Here is a 15,777-nt window from a genome sequence, read left to right as displayed (position 1 = left end):
GTCCGTCTCCATCCGTCTGAGGCGATGTTTCCAGCCTACCGGAGGCTTCCGGCGCGGCCGCCCGAGGTCGCGGAGAGCGAACGCCGGTTCAGCCGGCGACGAGGGCCTCCAGATTGTCCAGCTCGTTGCCGCGTCCCGCGAGCAGCCGCTCGGTCCATACGGCATCGTGCATCGGCTCCACCCGCATGATCACTCGGGTGCCGCCCTCGACCGGCTCGAGATCGACGATCGTGAGCTGCTCGTACGGCGCGTGGTCGGGCACGAAGTCCACGAGCGAACGGTACGCGATCCTCCGACGCGCGTCGAGCTCGGTGAACACCTTGCGGGACTCCGTCGCAAGCGGCATCCCGTACTGCTCCAGGAACGCGATCTGTTCGGGGGCGACCGCGGTCATCGTGTAGACGAGGTCGCCTCCCGGGCGGAGGTCGAGCTGGGTGACGTCCGTCCGGAAGCCGTCCGGAGCCCACCACGACGAGATGCCCTCGGCGGTGGTCCAGAGCTCCCAGACGCGGGCCGGGTCGGCGCTGATGGTTCGTTCGATGGTCTCCACGATCGTCTCCTTCTGAATACGTGTGCACCGCAACGGTGCGGATATCCACACGTTATATTCGTCTAGACGAATGTGTCAACCACTATTCTGGAGGCATGACGATGGATGTGCAGCAGGCCCTCGCGGTCATCGGCGAGCCGACGCGCTACCGCATCGTCCTGCTGCTCGCGGAGGCGCCCCGCACCGTCGGCGAGGTCGCGGAGCAGCTCGGCGCGCTCCAACCGCAGACGACCAAGCACCTGCAGGCGCTGGAGGCCGCGGGTGTGGTGCGCATCCACCGGCTCGGCCGCCGCCGCGTCGCCCGCCTCGACCGCGACGCCCTCGCGCAGCTCGCCGCGCACCTGCACGCCCTCGCCCAGGCGACCACCGCGACCCGCACCGACGACGCGACGCTCACCGACTACGAGCGGGCGATCACGACGGAGGAGGGCACGGATGCCACGGAGCATCGCGTCCGATTCGAGCGGCTGCTGCCCGCTGCGCCTGACCGGGTCTGGACGGCGTGGACCGATCCTGCCGTGGCGGCGACCTGGTGGGCGCCCCGGCACTTCGAGGTCGTCGAGACGCGCGTCGCCCCGACCCCGGGTGCCGACGTGCGACTGGTCCTCCGCGAGGGCGGGGGCGCGGAGTACACCTCGACCGGGCACGTCGTCGAGGCGGCCGCCCCCGCCCGGTTCGTCTTCGAGCTCGCGCCGATCGACGCCGCCGGCACTCCCCTGTTCCGTGCGGTCCACACCGTAGGACTCGCACCCGCATCCGATGGCGCGGCCACTCTCCTCGTCTTCGACATCGACGTCACCGGGATCACCGACGCGGCAGCGCCCGCCGTCGCCGGGCTCCGACCCGGTTGGGATCAGCTCCTGGACCGGCTCGTCGCGTTGGTCGGTCGCGCATAGGGGCGGCGAAACCGCCCACGAAGGTGTCATACTGATCGGCTATGTCCGACGCCGCCGCCATCCCGATAGCCGATGTGCTGCGCGCCGCCCGAGCGGCATCCGGGTACACCCGCGAGGCGGCCGTGCGGCACCTGATGACGATGCCGGACGATGTCGCCGTGCCCGCGCTCGCCGAGCGGACGGCCGACTGGGTCCCCGAGGTCAGGATCCTGGCACGCGAGGCTCTCACGGCGCGGTTCGAGCGCGATGCCGAAACCGTGTTGATCGCCGGACCAGCGGCGATGGCGCTCTCCGCACGGGCGCGAGGCGATTGGCTGGTCGATCGCGTGACCGCGTCGGTGCCGCAGCTCGACGACGCCGGCCTGCGCAGAGCCCTGGCAAGTGTCGATACGTCCTTCCGTCGGTTCGTCGTCTCGATCGTCGTCGACACGGGACGCCTCGAAGGGGATGACCTCGTCTTCCTGGCCGAGCGCGATCCCGACTCGCGGGTGCGGGAAGGCGCGGCATCGGGCGTCTTCGATCGACTCCCGAGCGCTCACGATGCGCGCTGGCTCCTCCGCAGTCGCGCGGGTGGCCTGCGCTCACGTGCAGTCACAGCGCTCGCAGAGGTCGGCGAACTCGACGCCGCCCGCGCCGCGCTCCTGGACCGCACGAACGTGGTCCGCAACAGTGCACGAGTGGCGCTGAGAAGGGCCGGCGAGTCACCGGCCCCGTGCTACCGGGTCGCTTTGCAGGGCCGCGTCGCGCTTCCCGAGGCGATCACCGGTGTGGGAGAGACCGGCTCGCCTGACGACGCGCCTCTCGTGCGGCGATTCCTCACACATCCCACTCCGCGCGTCAGATCGGCTGCGCTCCGCTGCCTCGTCGCCTTGGGCGCCGCCGACGCAGGCACCCTGTCGGCCTTTTTGACCGACCCGTCACCGAGCGTCGTCTCCTGTTCCGCACGCCTCCTCCGACCGCGGGCACGCGAACTCGAGACACGGGACTTGCACGCACTGCTCGACGCATCCCGCCCCGATCCGACGCGCCGGGCGGCGCTCCGCCTGCTCGTCGCGCGCGACCATGTCACCCGGCTCCTCACCGACCTCGCCGTGACCGGCGACCCACTCCTGGGCGATCGGGCGCGCGACGACCTGCGCACCTTCGTGGAAGTCGACCTTCCGCGCTCCTACCTGCACCTCGAGCCGAAGGAGGTCGCCCGGGCGAGCGAGCTCCTGGCGCTCGGGACCCACGGCCTGGCAGCGCGTAGGGAGTCCGACCTGCGATCGGCGATCGGGCTCCCGCCTGTCGCTCCTCCCGAACCGATGCCGCGCATCGGTGGGGTGTTCCGCCGGTTCGGCCGTTCGCCGAACCGGCGGTGACCCGACTATCCGACCGCGCTGGTCAGCTCTCCGTCGGCGTCGCCTTCGGCGCTCGCGTCCGCGGCGCCTTCGGAGCGGGAGCCGCAGCGGTCGCGGCGAGGGCGGCCATGTCGACGTCGACGATGTCGGGCGCCTCCAGCCGCACCCGGTCCGCCGACTGGTCGTCCGGCTGCAGCTGACTCTCGCGCTCCGCGATCACCCGCTTGAGATAGGTCTGCACCTCGCGCTCCTCGCGCGCCGCGTCCCAGCCGAGGACCCCCGCCATGAGGGAGGCCGCGACCGGCGCGGCCGAGACCCCGCGGTCCCAGGCCTCGATGGAGATGCGGGTGCGGCGGGCGAGCACGTCCTCCAGGTGGAGCGCGCCCTCGTGAGTCGCCGCATAGACGACCTCGGCACCGACATAGTCGTCCGCACCGGGCAACGGCTCCGCCAGGGAGCGGTCGTCCCGGATGAGGGCGAGGATGTCCTCGGTCATCGTCCCGTACCGGTTGAGGAAGTGCTCGACCCGCGCGATGTGGAGGCCGTTGTCGGCGGCGATCCGGCCGCGACGGTTCCACGCCGCCTGATACCCCTCGGCGCCGACGAGAGCGATCTCGTCCGTGGTGCTCTCCGGGATCTTGCCGTCGAGAGCATCGACCGCAGCGTCGATCGCGTCCTTGGCCATGATGCGGTAGGTCGTCCACTTGCCGCCCGCGATGACGACGAGGCCCGGAACGGAGTGGGCCACGAGGTGCTCGCGCGAGAGCTTGGAGGTCTGCTCGGACTCGCCGGCGAGCAGCGGGCGCAGACCGGCGTAGACGCCCTCCACATCCTCCCGGGTCAACGGCACGTTCAGCACCTCGTTGACGTGCGCGAGCAGGTAGTCGATGTCAGCCGCGGTCGCCGCCGGGTGCGCCTTGTCGAGGTGCCAGTCGGTGTCCGTCGTTCCGATCAGCCAATGGCGGCCCCACGGGATGACGAAGAGCACGCTCTTCTCCGTGCGCAGCAGCAGGCCCATCTTCGACTGGAAGCGATCGCGCGGCACGACGAGGTGGATGCCCTTGGACGCCCGGACCTTGAACTGGCCCCGCTCCCCCACCATCGACTGGGTGTCGTCGGTCCAGACTCCTGTCGCGTTGACCACCTGCTTGGCGTGGATCTCGAACCGCTCGTCGGTCTCGAGGTCGCGCGCCTGCACGCCGACGACGCGCTCGCCGACCTTCAGGAACCCTTCGACGCGCACCCGGGGGGCCACGTGAGCCCCGTAGTGCGCTGCCGTGCGGGCGAGGTTCGCCACGTACCGGGCGTCGTCGACCTGCGCGTCGTAGTAGGTGATGCCTCCGACGAGCGCGTCGGGCGCGATGCTCGGGATGGCCTTGAGCACCTGGCGCCGGCTCAGGTGGCGGTGGTGCGGGACGCCCGGCGGGCGCAGGCCCGTGTAGGAGAAGATGTCGTAGAGCATCATGCCGGCACCGATGTAGAGCCGCTCGTACACGCGCTTGTGCAGCGGGTACAGGAACCGCACCGGCTTCACCAGGTGCGGGGCGACGCGCTGCAGCAGCAGGCCGCGCTCGATGAGGGCCTCCCGCACCAGGCGGAAATCGAGCTGCTCGAGGTAGCGGATGCCGCCGTGCACCAGCTTCGAGGAACGACTGGAGGTGCCGGAAGCGAAGTCGCGCGCCTCCACCAGCCCGACCGAGAGCCCCCGGGTGACCGCGTCGACCGCACTCCCCGTGCCGACGATGCCCCCGCCGACCACGAGGATGTCGAGTTCGGTCTCCTTCAGCGCGGCGATCGCCGCGGCTCGTTCGGCCGGTCCGAGCCGTGACGGGTATGCCACAGCGGGGTCGGACGTGGATCGTGATTCAACCATCGTTGCCTCCCTCTCCTCGGCCGCCATCGGCCGCGGGTCTAGTGCGCTTGGTACGGTGCGACGACCACCTCGACGCGCTGGAACTCCTTCAAGTCCGAGTATCCCGTCGTCGCCATGCTGCGGCGCAAGGCTCCCACCAGATTCGCAGTCCCCTCGGCCACAGGTGCCGGGCCGTACAGGATCTCCTCCAGGGGAGCGACCTGGCCGACGTGCACGCGGTTGCCGCGCGGGAGGTGCGGGTGGTGCGCCTCGGCGCCCCAGTGCCAGCCGCCGCCCGGCGCGTCCGTCGCGCGAGCGAGCGTGGAGCCGAGCATCACCGCGTCGGCGCCGCACGCGATCGCCTTGACGATGTCGCCGGAGCTGCCGAGGCCGCCGTCGGCGATGACGTGCACATAACGGCCGCCCGACTCGTCCATGTAGTCGCGGCGCGCGCCGGCGACGTCCGCCACCGCGGTCGCCATCGGTGCGTGGATGCCGAGCGTCGAGCGCGTCGTGGAGGCCGCACCGCCGCCGAAGCCGACGAGGACGCCGGCCGCGCCGGTGCGCATCAGGTGCAGGGCGGCCGTGTAGGTGGCGGCACCGCCGACGATGACCGGCACGTCCAGCTCGTAGATGAACTTCTTGAGGTTCAGGGGCTCGACGTTCTTCGACACGTGCTCGGCCGAGACGGTCGTGCCGCGGATGACGAAGAGGTCGACGCCGGCCGCGACGACGGTTTCGTAGAGGTCCTGGGTGCGCTGCGGCGACAGGGCGCCCGCGACGGTGACCCCCGCCTCCCGGATCTCGGCGAGGCGGCGGGTGACGAGCTCGGGCTTGATCGGCTCGGCGTAGATCTCCTGCATGCGGGCGGTCGCCTTCGCGGCCGGGAGCTCGCGGATCTCTGCGAGCAGGGGCTCCGGGTCCTCGTAGCGGGTCCAGAGGCCTTCGAGGTCGAGCACGCCCAGACCGCCGAGCTGGCCCATCATGATCGCCGTGGTGGGCGAGACGACCGAGTCCATCGGGGCCGCGAGGAACGGGATCGAGAACTGGTATGCGTCGATGCCCCAGGACACCGAGACGTCCTCGGGGTCGCGGGTGCGCCGGCTGGGCACCACCGCGATGTCGTCGAAGGCGTACACGCGGCGGGCGCGCTTGGCGCGCCCGATCTCAATCTCCATGCTCACCAGCCCAGTCTATGGCCCGCCCCTCGACCGGCCCACCTGTCGCCTCCGGGACAGGCCTGGCAGAGTGGAGGGATGAGTGTCGACGCCGAGCCCCTGGACCGCCTCCGCCAGCGCACCAGCGAGAAGTGGCGCGCGTATCCGGCCGACGTCCTGCCGCTGTTCGTCGCCGAGATGGACTACCCGTTGGCCGAGCCGATCGCCGCGGCGCTCCACGCGGCCGTCGACCGCTCCGACACGGGATACGTCGGACCGGAGCGCGGCATGGAGTCCGCGTTCGCCGAGCACGCGCGCGAGCGCTGGGGCTGGAATGTCGCTCAGGCACAAGTGCGCACGTCCACCGACATCGGCGTGGTCGTCGTGGAGGCACTGCGCCGGCTCATCGCCCCCGGCGACCGGGTCGTCATCACGCCTCCGGTCTATCCACCGTTCTTCGCCTACGTGCCGGAGGCGGGAGGGGTCGTCGAAGAGGTCCCGCTCGTCGACGACGGCGCCACGTGGTCGCTCGACCTGCCGGGGCTGGAACGGGCATTCGCGGAGGGGGCGCGTGCGCTCCTCCTCTGCAACCCGCACAACCCGCTCGGCCTGGTGCACCCGCGGGAGGACCTCGTCGCGGTCGCCGACCTCGCGAGCCGCTACGGTGTCCATGTCGTGAGCGACGAGGTGCATGCCTCGCTGACGCACGGGGACGCGGCATTCACCCCGTTCCTGAGCGTGTCGGACGCCGCGCGCCGTGTCGGCATCGCTGCCCACTCGGCCAGCAAGGCCTGGAACCTCGCGGGACTGAAATGCGCCTTCTTCGTGACCGCCGGCGACGAGATGGCAACACTCGTCCGCGACCTCCCCATCGAGATCGAGGAGCGCACGAGCTTGTTCGGCCGGATCGCGACCGAGGCCGCCTATCGCGAGGGGCTGCCCTGGCTCGACGGCGCGCTCGACGCGATCGAGGGCAACCGCCGCCTCCTCACTGCCCTGCTCGCCGAGCACGTCCCCGAGGCGCGCTACCGCGAACCGCGCGCCAGCTACCTCGCCTGGGTCGACCTCCGTGCACTCGGCTGGGGCGACGATCCGGCCCAGCGGATCCTCGCCGAGACGAAGGTGGCGCTCGGCAACGGCCCGGCGTTCGGCCGGCCGGGCATCGGGCACGCACGGGTCAACCTGGCGTGCTCCCCCGAGGTGTTGACCGAGGCCGTGACCCGGATCGGGCGGATGCGCGACTAGCGCGCCCGCGCGACCCGGGCCTCGTCCCAGACGGGCTCGTCCGCCTCGTAGACCTCGCCGTCGGCGCCGAACACCAGGAACCGGTCGAAGCCGCGCGCGAACCAACGGTCGTGCGTCACGGCGATGACGGTGCCCTCGTACTCGGCGAGGCCCTCCTCGAGCGCCTCCGCCGACACGAGGTCGAGGTTGTCGGTCGGCTCGTCGAGCAGCAGCAACGTCGCGCCCGACAGTTCGAGGAGCAGGATCTGAAGGCGCGCCTGCTGGCCACCCGAGAGCGACTCGAAATTCTGCTCGGCCGACGCAGCGAGGCCGTACCGGTCGAGCACCCGACTGGCCGCCTCCCGCGGCATCCCGTCGCGGCGGTCGTCACCGCGATGCAGGATATCGAGCAGCGTTCGACCGACGAGCTCGGGATGCTCGTGGGCCTGGGCGAAGAGCCCGGGGGCCACGCGTGCGCCGAGCTTCGCCACGCCGGTGTGCGGGACCCGCGCGCCCGCGTGCTCGGCGGAGGCGAGATGGCCGGCCCCGGGATCCGGATCGGTGCCGCCCGCGGCGAGGAGGCGGAGGAAGTGCGACTTGCCGGAGCCGTTGGAGCCGAGTACCGCGACCCGCTCGCCGAACCAGATCTCGCCGTCGAACGGCCGCATGAGCCCGGTCAGCTCCAGGCGGTGCAACTCGGCGACCCGGCGGCCGGTGCGCGCGCCGGTCAGGCGCATCCGCACGTTCTGCTCGCGCGAGCGCGCCTCGGGCGGACCTGCGGCTTCGAACTTCGCCAGACGGGTCTGAGCCGCCTGGTACGCGTTCGCGAGGTCGGAGTTGTATTTCGCCTTCTCTTTGAACCGCAGCACGAGCGCCTTCAGCTTGACGTGCTCCTCGTCCCAGCGCCGGCGCAGCTCCTCGAGGCGCGCCATGCGCTCCTCCCGTGCCTGGTGGTAGCCGCCGAAGCCGCCGCCGTGGGTCCAGGTGCTGTTGCCCGCTGCCCCGAGCTCCAGGGTCACGATGCGATCGGCCGCGTTGGCGAGCAGCTCGCGGTCGTGCGAGACGAGAAGGACCGTCTTCGGGGTCGCCCGCAACTGCTCCTCCAGCCAGCGCTTCGCCGGCACGTCGAGGTAGTTGTCCGGCTCGTCCAGTAGGAGCACCTGCTCCGGGCCGCGCAGCAGGGCCTCTAGCACGAGGCGCTTCTGCTCGCCGCCCGAGAGCGTTCGGACGGAACGGTATTGGGCCCGCTCGAAGGGCAGTCCTAGCGCCGTCACCGTGCAGTTGTCCCAGACGACCTCCTGCTCGTACCCGCCTGCGTCGGCGTATTCGGCGAGGGCGTTGGCGTAGCGCAGCTGGGTGTCGGTCTCGTCCCGCTCGATGATGGCCTCTTCGGCGGCGTCGAGCGATTCGGCCGCGCGGCGCACGGCGGCAGGCGCGACGCCGACGAGCAGGTCGCGCACCGTGCGGTCGTCGCGCACGTGGCCGACGAACTGATCCATCACACCCAGCCCGCCGTCGATCACGACGCCGCCCGACTCGGGGCGGACCTCGCCGCGGATGATGCGCAGGAGGGTGGACTTGCCGGCGCCGTTCGCACCGATCAGAGCGGAGACGGTGCCGTCGCCGACGCGGAACGAGACGTCGTCGAGCAGCGGACGGCCGTCTGCGAGCGTGTACGAGACGCCGGAGACGTCGATGTGACCCACGGTGGAACTCCTGGAGGACTGGTGGCGATACGCCTCGCCGGTGGGCAAAGCCTTCCAGGATAGACGAAGCCGCCGCCTGCGTCGAGGGCAGGCGGCGGCTTCGAAGTGCTCGGTCTAGCGGCGGTAGTTCGGCGCCTCCGAGACCATCTGGATGTCGTGCGGGTGCGACTCCTTCAGGCCGGCGGGCGTGATGCGGACGAACTTCCCCTTCTCCTTGAGCTCGGGGATGGTGCGCGCACCGACGTAGAACATCGACTGGCGCAGCCCGCCGAGGAGCTGGTACGCGACGGCGGAGAGCGGGCCACGGTACGGCACCTGACCCTCGATGCCCTCGGCGATCAGCTGCTCGTCGCTCGGCACGTCCGCCTGGAAGTACCGGTCGCGGGAATACGAGGTCTTCTTGCCGCGGGTCTGCATCGCACCGAGCGATCCCATCCCCCGGTAGTTCTTGTACTGCTTGCCGTTGACGAAGACCAGGTCGCCGGGCGACTCGGTGGTGCCGGCCAGCAGGGAGCCGAGCATCACGCTGTCCGCGCCGGCGACGAGCGCCTTCGCGATGTCGCCGGAGTACTGGAGCCCGCCGTCGGCGATCAGCGGAACACCGGCGGGGCGGGCGGCGAGCGACGACTCGTAGACGGCCGTGACCTGCGGCACGCCGACGCCGGCGACGACGCGGGTGGTGCAGATGGAGCCGGGGCCGACGCCGACCTTGATCGCGTCCGCCCCCGCGTCGATCAGTGCCTGGGCGCCCGAGCGGGTCGCGGCCTGGCCGCCGATCACGTCGACGTGCGAGGCGCGAGGCTCGTGCTTGAGTCGGCTGATGATGTCGAGCACGCCGCGGCTGTCGCCGTTCGCGGTGTCGACGACGATGACGTCCACCCCCGCGTCGATCAACGTCATCGCCCGATCCCAGCCGTCGCCGAAGAACCCGATCGCGGCGCCGACGCGCAGCCGGCCCTCGTCGTCCTTCGTGGCGAACGGGTACTTCTCGCTCTTGTCGAAGTCCTTCACGGTGATGAGACCGCGGAGCTTGCCGTCGGCGTCCACCAGCGGCAGCTTCTCGATCTTGTGCTCGGCGAAGATCGCGACCGCGGAGTCCGGGTCGATCCCGACCGGCGCCGTGATGAGCGGCTGGCGCGTCATGACGTCGCGCACCAGCGTCGTCGAGCGCTCGAACGGCGACACGAACCGCATGTCGCGGTTGGTGATGATGCCGACGAGGGAGCCGTCGCTCTCGATCACGGGCAGACCGCTCACGCGGAACTGACCGCACAGCAGGTCGACCTCTTCGACGGTGGCGTCCGGAGTGGTGGTCACCGGGTTGGTGATCATGCCCGACTCGGAGCGCTTCACCTTGTCGACATGCGCCGCCTGGTCCTCGATCGAGAGGTTGCGGTGGATGATGCCGATGCCGCCCTGACGTGCCATCGCGACCGCCATGCGGGACTCGGTGACGGTGTCCATCGCGCTCGAGAGCAGCGGGGCGGCCAGTGAGATGCGCTTGGTCAGGCGCGTCGAGGTGTCAGCCTCGCTCGGGATGACGTCGGTGTGCCCGGGGAGCAGCATGACGTCGTCGTAGGTCAAACCGATGAATCCGAACGGATCCGCCTGGTCCATTTCACCCCTATCAAGATGCGCGTATGTGGATGTCCCATGGTAACGGCTCAGCCTGGCGCTCTATTCCGAATCGGCTGGACGTCGGCCGTCAGAGCACGCGGGACAGGAAGTCGCGCGTGCGCGCGTTGGTGGCGCCGTCGACCGTGAGCCGGTCCGAGGCGCCCGTCTCGACGATGCGCCCGTTCTCCATGAACACGAATCGGTCGCACACCTCCCGCGCGAAACCGACCTCGTGCGTGACGATCACCAGGGTCATGCCGGTCGTCGCGAGCCCCTTGATCACGTCAAGGACCTCGCTCACCAGCTCGGGGTCGAGCGCACTGGTCGGCTCGTCGAAGAGCATGAGCTTCGGGTGCATGGCCAGGGCGCGGGCGATGGCGACACGCTGCTGCTGACCGCCCGAGAGCTGCGCCGGGTAGGCGTCTGCCTTGTGGTCGAGCCCGACCTGGCGGAGCAGGTCGTGCGCCTCGGCGAGCGCATCCGCCTTCGAGCGCTTCAGGACCCCGACCGGCGCCTCGATCACGTTCTGCAGCACCGTGAGGTGGGCGAAGAGGTTGAAGCTCTGGAACACCATGCCGATGTCCTGACGCTGGCGGGCCTCCGCACGACCGGAGAGCTCGCGCATGACGCCCTTGCGCGGCTTCCAGCCGAGCTCCTCGCCGTCGAGCACGATGCGCCCGCGGTCGATCCGCTCGAGCATGTTCATGCAGCGCAGGAGGGTGCTCTTGCCCGCGCCGGACGGGCCGAGGAGGACGACGGTCTCCCCCCGCTCGACCTCCAGACTCACATCGTCGATGACGCTCACGTCGTCGTATCGCTTGGTGACGTCGGTCACCTGCAGGAAGGGGCTCATGCGCGGTTCTCCTTCGTCGTCGTGTCGGGTTGCGCGCTCTCGGCGGCGGTGTCGTCCGGGGTGGCGGAGTCCGGGAGGATCGGGTCGACGTCGATCGCGCGCCGGCCGACGCGCGACGGCGACGAACGGAGGGCGCGCTCGATGAAGAACTGCCCGACCGACAGGATCGAGACGACGATCATGTACCAGAGGGTCGCGACGATCAGCAGCGGGACGATGCGGAAGTTGGACGAGTAGATCTGCTGGACCGAGTACATGAGGTCCGGCACGGCGATGAAGGCGACGAGCGACGTCGACTTCAGCAGGTTGATGGTGTCGTTGGCGATCGGCGGGAGGGCGACCCGGAACGCCTGCGGGAACACGATCTTCATCATGGTCCGGGTGCGCGTCATCCCGAGGGCGACGGCCGCCTCGCGCTGTCCCGTGGGAACCGACTGGATGGAGGCCCGCAGCACCTCCGATGTGTACGCCGCCTGCTGCAGGGAGAACGTCACGATGGCGGCGACCATCGGGTTGATGAGCTCCTGCGTGTTGATCGAGAAGAACACCGGCCCGTACGGGATGCCGATGTCGATCGTCGGCCACAGCAGGGACAGGTTGAAGGTCAGCACCAGCAGCACCAGCAGCGGGATCGACCGGAAGAACCAGACGTACAGCCACGCGAGCCCGCGCAGCACCGGGTTGTCGGAGAGCCGCATGGTGGCCAGCAGCGCCCCCAGGACGACGGCGACGACGATCGAGACCGCGGTGATGAGCAGCGTGCGGCCGAGACCGGCCAGCACGTCGTAGTTCAGGAAGTACTGCCCGATGGTCGGCCAGTCCAGGGCCTGGTTGAACGCCAGGCCCTGGAGCCAGCCGAGCAGGAGGAGCACGAGCAGGGCGGCGACCACCCAGCGCGCGATATGGCGGTTGGGGATGTGCGGCGCGAGGGCCGCCGATCCCTGTTCGTGTTCGGGCATGATGGGACTGTTACTCTCCGACGTTGGGGTCCGGGTTGACTTCTGCCTTGTCGATGGCGTCGCCCTCGACCCCGTACTTCTCGAGGATCTTCTTGTACTCGCCGTTGGCGATGAGCTCGTTGATGGAGTCGGCGAGCGCCTGCGCCATCCCGTTGCCCTTCTTCGTGGCGATGCCGATGAGGACGAACTGGTACTTCGGGCCGCCGATCGTGAACTGGCCGGAGGACTGCTTCGAAATGTACCCGAGGTTGGTCAGGGTCGCGGTGGTCGCGTCGACCTGCTTGCTGCTGACCGCGAGCGTCGCGGCGCCCTGGTCGGCGAACGTCTGCACGCTGATCTCCTTCTTGCCCGCGGCCGTGCACTTCGCGGACTGCGCCTGGAGCACCGGGATGGCGCTGTCGGCGGCGACCACCGAGATCTTCAGACCGCACAGGTCGTCCAGGCTCGACCCGAGGTCGGCGCCCTTGAGGCCCATGAACTGGTAGTGGTCCTCGAGGAACGAGACCTGGTCGAACGTCTTCTCGCGCTCCGCGGTGACGTCGGCCCCGAAGGCGCCGAAGTAGGTCCCGCTGTTGACGCCGAGGAGGGCGTTCTCGAACGAATCCTGCTTGAGGGTCACCGTGGTGCCCCAGGGGCCTCCGACGGCGGTGGCGAGGTCGGTGCTGATGCCGACGATCTTGCTTCCGTCGAGGTAGGCGTACGGCGGGTAGCCGGTGACGGCCGGCGCCACCAGGTCCTTGCCCGCGAAGGACGACGGCAGCTGGACCGTCGCCTTCGAAGGGGTCGAGGATGCGGAGTCCGACGAAGAGGCGGGGGTGCTGCTGCATCCGGTGAGCACGGCGGCCGTGACGGCCGCGATGCCGATGCCCGCGGCGAGGGGGCCGCGAAGCCGTGAACGTGTGATCGTCATTCGATTCTCCCGATGGTGAGTCGCTTCAATCCGATGGTGCGGGTCTCCTGGCACGCCGCGGCGAACTCCTCGAGTCCGCTGGTGATCGACGCCCAGATGGTGCAGGGTGTCCAGCCGAGCGGGCCGAAGATCCGGCCGCCCTTGCCGTAGAAGATGCCGACCTCCCACAGCTCGAAGTCCAGCCCGGCCATGAGCTCCTTGGGCTGGAAGAACCAGACCAGGTCGCCCGCTGCCGGGATGACCTGCTGGTTCTCGGCGGGGAGGGCGGTCGGGTCGAACGTCTGCGCGCTCTGCGGCAGCCCGAACATGATCTCGGGACCGGCGTACATCGCGTGCATCACGTCGTCGCTCACGGGCGACTCGAGGGCGCTCCAGATCGCCTCGGCGGTCTTCGGGGCGGCGTCGAGCAGCAGGGTGGCCTCGGCGCGCGGACCTCCCTCGAACTCGAGGAAGATGCGCTTGGGGGTCGTGCTCACACGAACTCCTTTCTGGGTGGGATGGATGCGGTGCGCCGACGATAGGCGTCGGCGGCCGCGATGAAGGGCGCGAGCAGACGCGTCGCGTGGGCGCGCCCGTCGACGCCGGGCATCTTCTCCGGGTGCCACTGCACCGCCCGGAGGAAGCGTGAGGTGTCCGTGCCGGCCACGGCCTCGATCGTGCCGTCATCGGCACGCGCCGCGACGGCGAGGCCGGCTCCGAGCCGGTCGATCGCCTGGTGGTGGATCGAGTTGACGATGCCGTCGGCGGGGAGGGAATCCGCGACCCAGCCGGCAGCGTCCACGATCCGATGCCGGCTGAGCCGCTCCTCCCCGTTCCCGACAGCGGGGTGGTCCTGGGTGTGCGGGAGGTCGTCGACGAGCGTGCCGCCGCGGTGGACGTTGACGATCTGGAGGCCCCGGCAGATGCCGAAGACAGGCATCCCGATGCGCTGGGCCTCGGCGAGGAGGGCGCGTTCGGTCGAGTCGCGTGCGCCCTGCGCCACATCCTGGCCGCCCGAGAGGAGCAGCCCGTCGACCCGCCCGAGGAGGGCGGCCGCATCCGGTTCGACGACGTCGGGGACGAGCAGGGGGATGCCGCCGGCGGCCTGCACGCTGTCGGCGTATTCGCCGCCCAGCGTGTAGAGGTCCGTCTGCGCACCGAGCCCGGTCGCGAGTGCGCGGCGCCAGACGGTGACGGCGATGATCGGGCCGGTCATGCGCCCAGCTCGATCCACGTGCTCTTCACGTCGGTGTACTTGTCGATCGCGTGCGCACCCTTGTCGCGTCCGAACCCGCTGTCGCCCACGCCGCCGAAGGGCATGGACATGTCGCCCTCCTCGTAGCAGTTGACCCAGACGGTGCCCGCTCGAAGCCGCCGCGAGACGCGGTGCGCGGTGGAGAGATCACGCGTCCAGAGCCCGGCTCCGAGGCCGAAGGGCGTGCCGTTGGCGACGGAGACCGCCTCGTCGACGCTGTCGACCGCGAGCACGGAGAGCACCGGGCCGAACACCTCGACCTGGGCGATCTCCATCTCCGGGCGCACATCCGTGAGCACGATCGGCGCGACGTAGCTGCCGCGCCCGGTGCCGATGTCGTAGCGGGATGCCGACCCGGCCGCGAGCACGGCCCCGTCGGCCAGTGCACGCTCGACGAACCCCAGGATGCGCTGGAGCTGCCGCTCGCTCACCACCGCGCCGCTCGGTGCGTCGCCGCTCAACGGGTCCGCGGGCGCCATCGCGGCGGCCTGGGCGACCGCGGCCTCCACCGCCTGGTCGTGCACGTCGCGCAGCACGACCATCCGCGACGATGCGCTGCACATCTGGCCCTGGTTGTAGAAGGCGCCCCAGGCGCTCGTGCGCCCGGCCGCCGGGATGTCGGCGTCGCTCAGGACGACCGAGGCCGACTTGCCGCCGAGCTCCGGCCAGACGCGCTTGCCGTTCGACTCGGCCGAGTAGACGAGGAAGCGGCGGCCGACGCCGACGGAGCCGGTGAAGGTCAGCACATCGACGCCCGGGTGCCGGCCGAGCGCTTCGCCGACGGTGTCGCCACGACCGGGGACCACGTTGAGGACGCCCGCGGGGAGCCCGGCCTCGAGTGCGAGCTCGCCGAGCCGGAGCGCGGACACGGTGGTCTGCTCGGCCGGCTTGAGCACGACGCTGTTTCCCGCGGTGAGCGCCGGGCCGAGCTTCCATGCGGTCATCGTCAGGGGGAAGTTCCACGGCACGACCGCTCCGACCACTCCGGCCGGTTCGCGCGTGACGAGGGCGAGGGCGTCCTGGGTCGCCTGCGGGGCTTCGTCCGGGAGCTTGTCGGCGAGCTGGCCGTACCAGCGCAGGCACTGCGCGACGGCGCGCAGCTCGACGCCGAGGGCGTCCTGGACGGGCTTCCCCATCTCGAGCGAGATGCGCAGGGCGAGCTCCCGGGCGTTGGCCTCGACGAGGTCGCCGAAGCGGATCATCGTGCGCCCGCGCTCGATGGCGGATCGGCGGGACCAGACGCCGCTGTCGAAGGCGGATCGTGCCGAACGGACGGCGGCATCGATGTCGGATGCGGTCCCGTCGGCGACGACCGCGAGGACGGCTCCGTCGCGAGGACTGACGAGGTCGAACCCGGCCGCGGCGTCGGAGAGGAGACGGCGCCCGCCGACGAGCGGCGCCGTGTCCCAGTCCAGGTCCTCCGCCTCGTGCTGCCAGGTGTCTCGCATGTCCGCCCTCTCTCCATTGGTTGAAGTGAGG

At 70.5% G+C, this 15,777-nt stretch carries 14 protein-coding genes; 3 read left to right on the top strand and 11 right to left on the bottom strand.

What is annotated here, in order from left to right; all coding sequences use genetic code 11:
* Positions 1 to 88: 88 nt before the first annotated feature.
* A complete protein-coding gene (locus ACFVU2_RS16030; protein WP_387876243.1) occupies positions 89 to 550 on the bottom strand; it encodes an SRPBCC domain-containing protein in 462 nt (153 codons plus the stop codon).
* A 95-nt stretch (positions 551 to 645) separates the two neighbouring features.
* Between ACFVU2_RS16030 and ACFVU2_RS16025 the strand changes: the two genes are divergently transcribed.
* Positions 646 to 1,446, top strand: coding sequence for a metalloregulator ArsR/SmtB family transcription factor (locus tag ACFVU2_RS16025; protein ID WP_387876240.1), 801 nt, complete (start codon positions 646 to 648; stop codon positions 1,444 to 1,446).
* Positions 1,447 to 1,487: 41 nt separating this feature from the next.
* Complete coding sequence (locus ACFVU2_RS16020; RefSeq protein WP_387876238.1) at positions 1,488 to 2,807, top strand: hypothetical protein; 1,320 nt, start codon at positions 1,488 to 1,490, stop codon at positions 2,805 to 2,807.
* Positions 2,808 to 2,829: 22 nt separating this feature from the next.
* On the opposite strand, the gene ACFVU2_RS16015 is transcribed toward ACFVU2_RS16020, so the two are convergent.
* Both ACFVU2_RS16015 and ACFVU2_RS16010 read right to left on the bottom strand, forming a co-directional pair.
* The gene (locus ACFVU2_RS16015; protein WP_387876236.1) at positions 2,830 to 4,659 is read right to left on the bottom strand and encodes a glycerol-3-phosphate dehydrogenase/oxidase; all 1,830 of its coding nucleotides are present in this window, start codon (positions 4,657 to 4,659) and stop codon (positions 2,830 to 2,832) included.
* A 38-nt stretch (positions 4,660 to 4,697) separates the two neighbouring features.
* Positions 4,698 to 5,816: a GuaB3 family IMP dehydrogenase-related protein gene (locus ACFVU2_RS16010; protein WP_387876833.1), complete on the bottom strand. Its 1,119-nt coding sequence runs from the start codon at positions 5,814 to 5,816 to the stop codon at positions 4,698 to 4,700.
* 78 nt (positions 5,817 to 5,894) lie between these two features.
* On the opposite strand from ACFVU2_RS16010, the gene ACFVU2_RS16005 reads away from it, so the two are divergent.
* Positions 5,895 to 7,040 carry a MalY/PatB family protein gene (locus ACFVU2_RS16005; protein ID WP_387876234.1) on the top strand — a complete coding sequence of 382 codons (1,146 nt, stop codon included), beginning with the start codon at positions 5,895 to 5,897 and terminating at the stop codon, positions 7,038 to 7,040.
* Here ACFVU2_RS16005 and ACFVU2_RS16000 read toward each other — a convergent pair.
* The 8 genes from ACFVU2_RS16000 to ACFVU2_RS15965 form a co-directional block, all read right to left on the bottom strand.
* Positions 7,037 to 8,725, bottom strand: coding sequence for an ABC-F family ATP-binding cassette domain-containing protein (locus ACFVU2_RS16000; protein WP_387876231.1), 1,689 nt, complete (start codon positions 8,723 to 8,725; stop codon positions 7,037 to 7,039). The two genes, ACFVU2_RS16005 and ACFVU2_RS16000, sit on opposite strands and share 4 nt — an antisense overlap.
* 114 nt (positions 8,726 to 8,839) lie before the next feature.
* Entirely contained in the window at positions 8,840 to 10,342 is a 1,503-nt protein-coding gene (guaB, locus tag ACFVU2_RS15995) for an IMP dehydrogenase (RefSeq protein ID WP_387876229.1), read from the bottom strand.
* Between the two features lie 88 nt (positions 10,343 to 10,430).
* On the bottom strand, positions 10,431 to 11,195 hold the full coding sequence (locus ACFVU2_RS15990) for an amino acid ABC transporter ATP-binding protein (RefSeq protein WP_387876227.1): 765 nt from the start codon (positions 11,193 to 11,195) through the stop codon (positions 10,431 to 10,433).
* The gene (locus ACFVU2_RS15985) at positions 11,192 to 12,154 is read right to left on the bottom strand and encodes an amino acid ABC transporter permease (RefSeq protein WP_387876226.1); all 963 of its coding nucleotides are present in this window, start codon (positions 12,152 to 12,154) and stop codon (positions 11,192 to 11,194) included. The genes ACFVU2_RS15990 and ACFVU2_RS15985 overlap by 4 nt, the downstream gene beginning before the upstream one ends.
* A gap of 10 nt (positions 12,155 to 12,164) precedes the next feature.
* Positions 12,165 to 13,064, bottom strand: coding sequence for a transporter substrate-binding domain-containing protein (locus ACFVU2_RS15980; RefSeq protein ID WP_387876223.1), 900 nt, complete (start codon positions 13,062 to 13,064; stop codon positions 12,165 to 12,167).
* Positions 13,061 to 13,540, bottom strand: coding sequence for a DUF3830 family protein (locus ACFVU2_RS15975; protein WP_387876221.1), 480 nt, complete (start codon positions 13,538 to 13,540; stop codon positions 13,061 to 13,063). Before ACFVU2_RS15975 ends, ACFVU2_RS15980 begins: the two co-directional genes overlap by 4 nt.
* Positions 13,537 to 14,259 carry a gamma-glutamyl-gamma-aminobutyrate hydrolase family protein gene (locus tag ACFVU2_RS15970; RefSeq protein WP_387876218.1) on the bottom strand — a complete coding sequence of 241 codons (723 nt, stop codon included), beginning with the start codon at positions 14,257 to 14,259 and terminating at the stop codon, positions 13,537 to 13,539. Before ACFVU2_RS15970 ends, ACFVU2_RS15975 begins: the two co-directional genes overlap by 4 nt.
* The gene (locus ACFVU2_RS15965) at positions 14,256 to 15,746 is read right to left on the bottom strand and encodes an aldehyde dehydrogenase family protein (protein WP_387876216.1); all 1,491 of its coding nucleotides are present in this window, start codon (positions 15,744 to 15,746) and stop codon (positions 14,256 to 14,258) included. Before ACFVU2_RS15965 ends, ACFVU2_RS15970 begins: the two co-directional genes overlap by 4 nt.
* Between the last annotated feature and the right edge of the window lie 31 nt (positions 15,747 to 15,777).

Origin of the sequence: Leifsonia sp. NPDC058194 (assembly GCF_042883605.1) — a bacterium.
Taxonomy (GTDB): Bacteria; Actinomycetota; Actinomycetes; order Actinomycetales; family Microbacteriaceae; genus Leifsonia.
The sequence above is the reverse complement of the archived record's forward strand: the minus strand, read 5'-3'. Positions and strand labels throughout refer to the sequence as shown.

Bases quoted from the DNA above. Each gene is read 5' to 3' on its own strand.
- ACFVU2_RS16025 (WP_387876240.1), top strand. From the start codon at position 646: ATGACGATGGATGTGCAGCAGGCCCTCGCGGTCATCGGCGAGCCGACG.
- ACFVU2_RS16020 (WP_387876238.1), top strand. From the start codon at position 1,488: ATGTCCGACGCCGCCGCCATCCCGATAGCCGATGTGCTGCGCGCCGCC.
- ACFVU2_RS16015 (WP_387876236.1), bottom strand. From the start codon at position 4,659: ATGGTTGAATCACGATCCACGTCCGACCCCGCTGTGGCATACCCGTCA.
- ACFVU2_RS16010 (WP_387876833.1), bottom strand. From the start codon at position 5,816: ATGGAGATTGAGATCGGGCGCGCCAAGCGCGCCCGCCGCGTGTACGCC.
- ACFVU2_RS16005 (WP_387876234.1), top strand. From the start codon at position 5,895: ATGAGTGTCGACGCCGAGCCCCTGGACCGCCTCCGCCAGCGCACCAGC.
- guaB (WP_387876229.1), bottom strand. From the start codon at position 10,342: ATGGACCAGGCGGATCCGTTCGGATTCATCGGTTTGACCTACGACGAC.
- ACFVU2_RS15990 (WP_387876227.1), bottom strand. From the start codon at position 11,195: ATGAGCCCCTTCCTGCAGGTGACCGACGTCACCAAGCGATACGACGAC.
- ACFVU2_RS15985 (WP_387876226.1), bottom strand. From the start codon at position 12,154: ATGCCCGAACACGAACAGGGATCGGCGGCCCTCGCGCCGCACATCCCC.
- ACFVU2_RS15980 (WP_387876223.1), bottom strand. From the start codon at position 13,064: ATGACGATCACACGTTCACGGCTTCGCGGCCCCCTCGCCGCGGGCATC.
- ACFVU2_RS15970 (WP_387876218.1), bottom strand. From the start codon at position 14,259: ATGACCGGCCCGATCATCGCCGTCACCGTCTGGCGCCGCGCACTCGCG.
- ACFVU2_RS15965 (WP_387876216.1), bottom strand. From the start codon at position 15,746: ATGCGAGACACCTGGCAGCACGAGGCGGAGGACCTGGACTGGGACACG.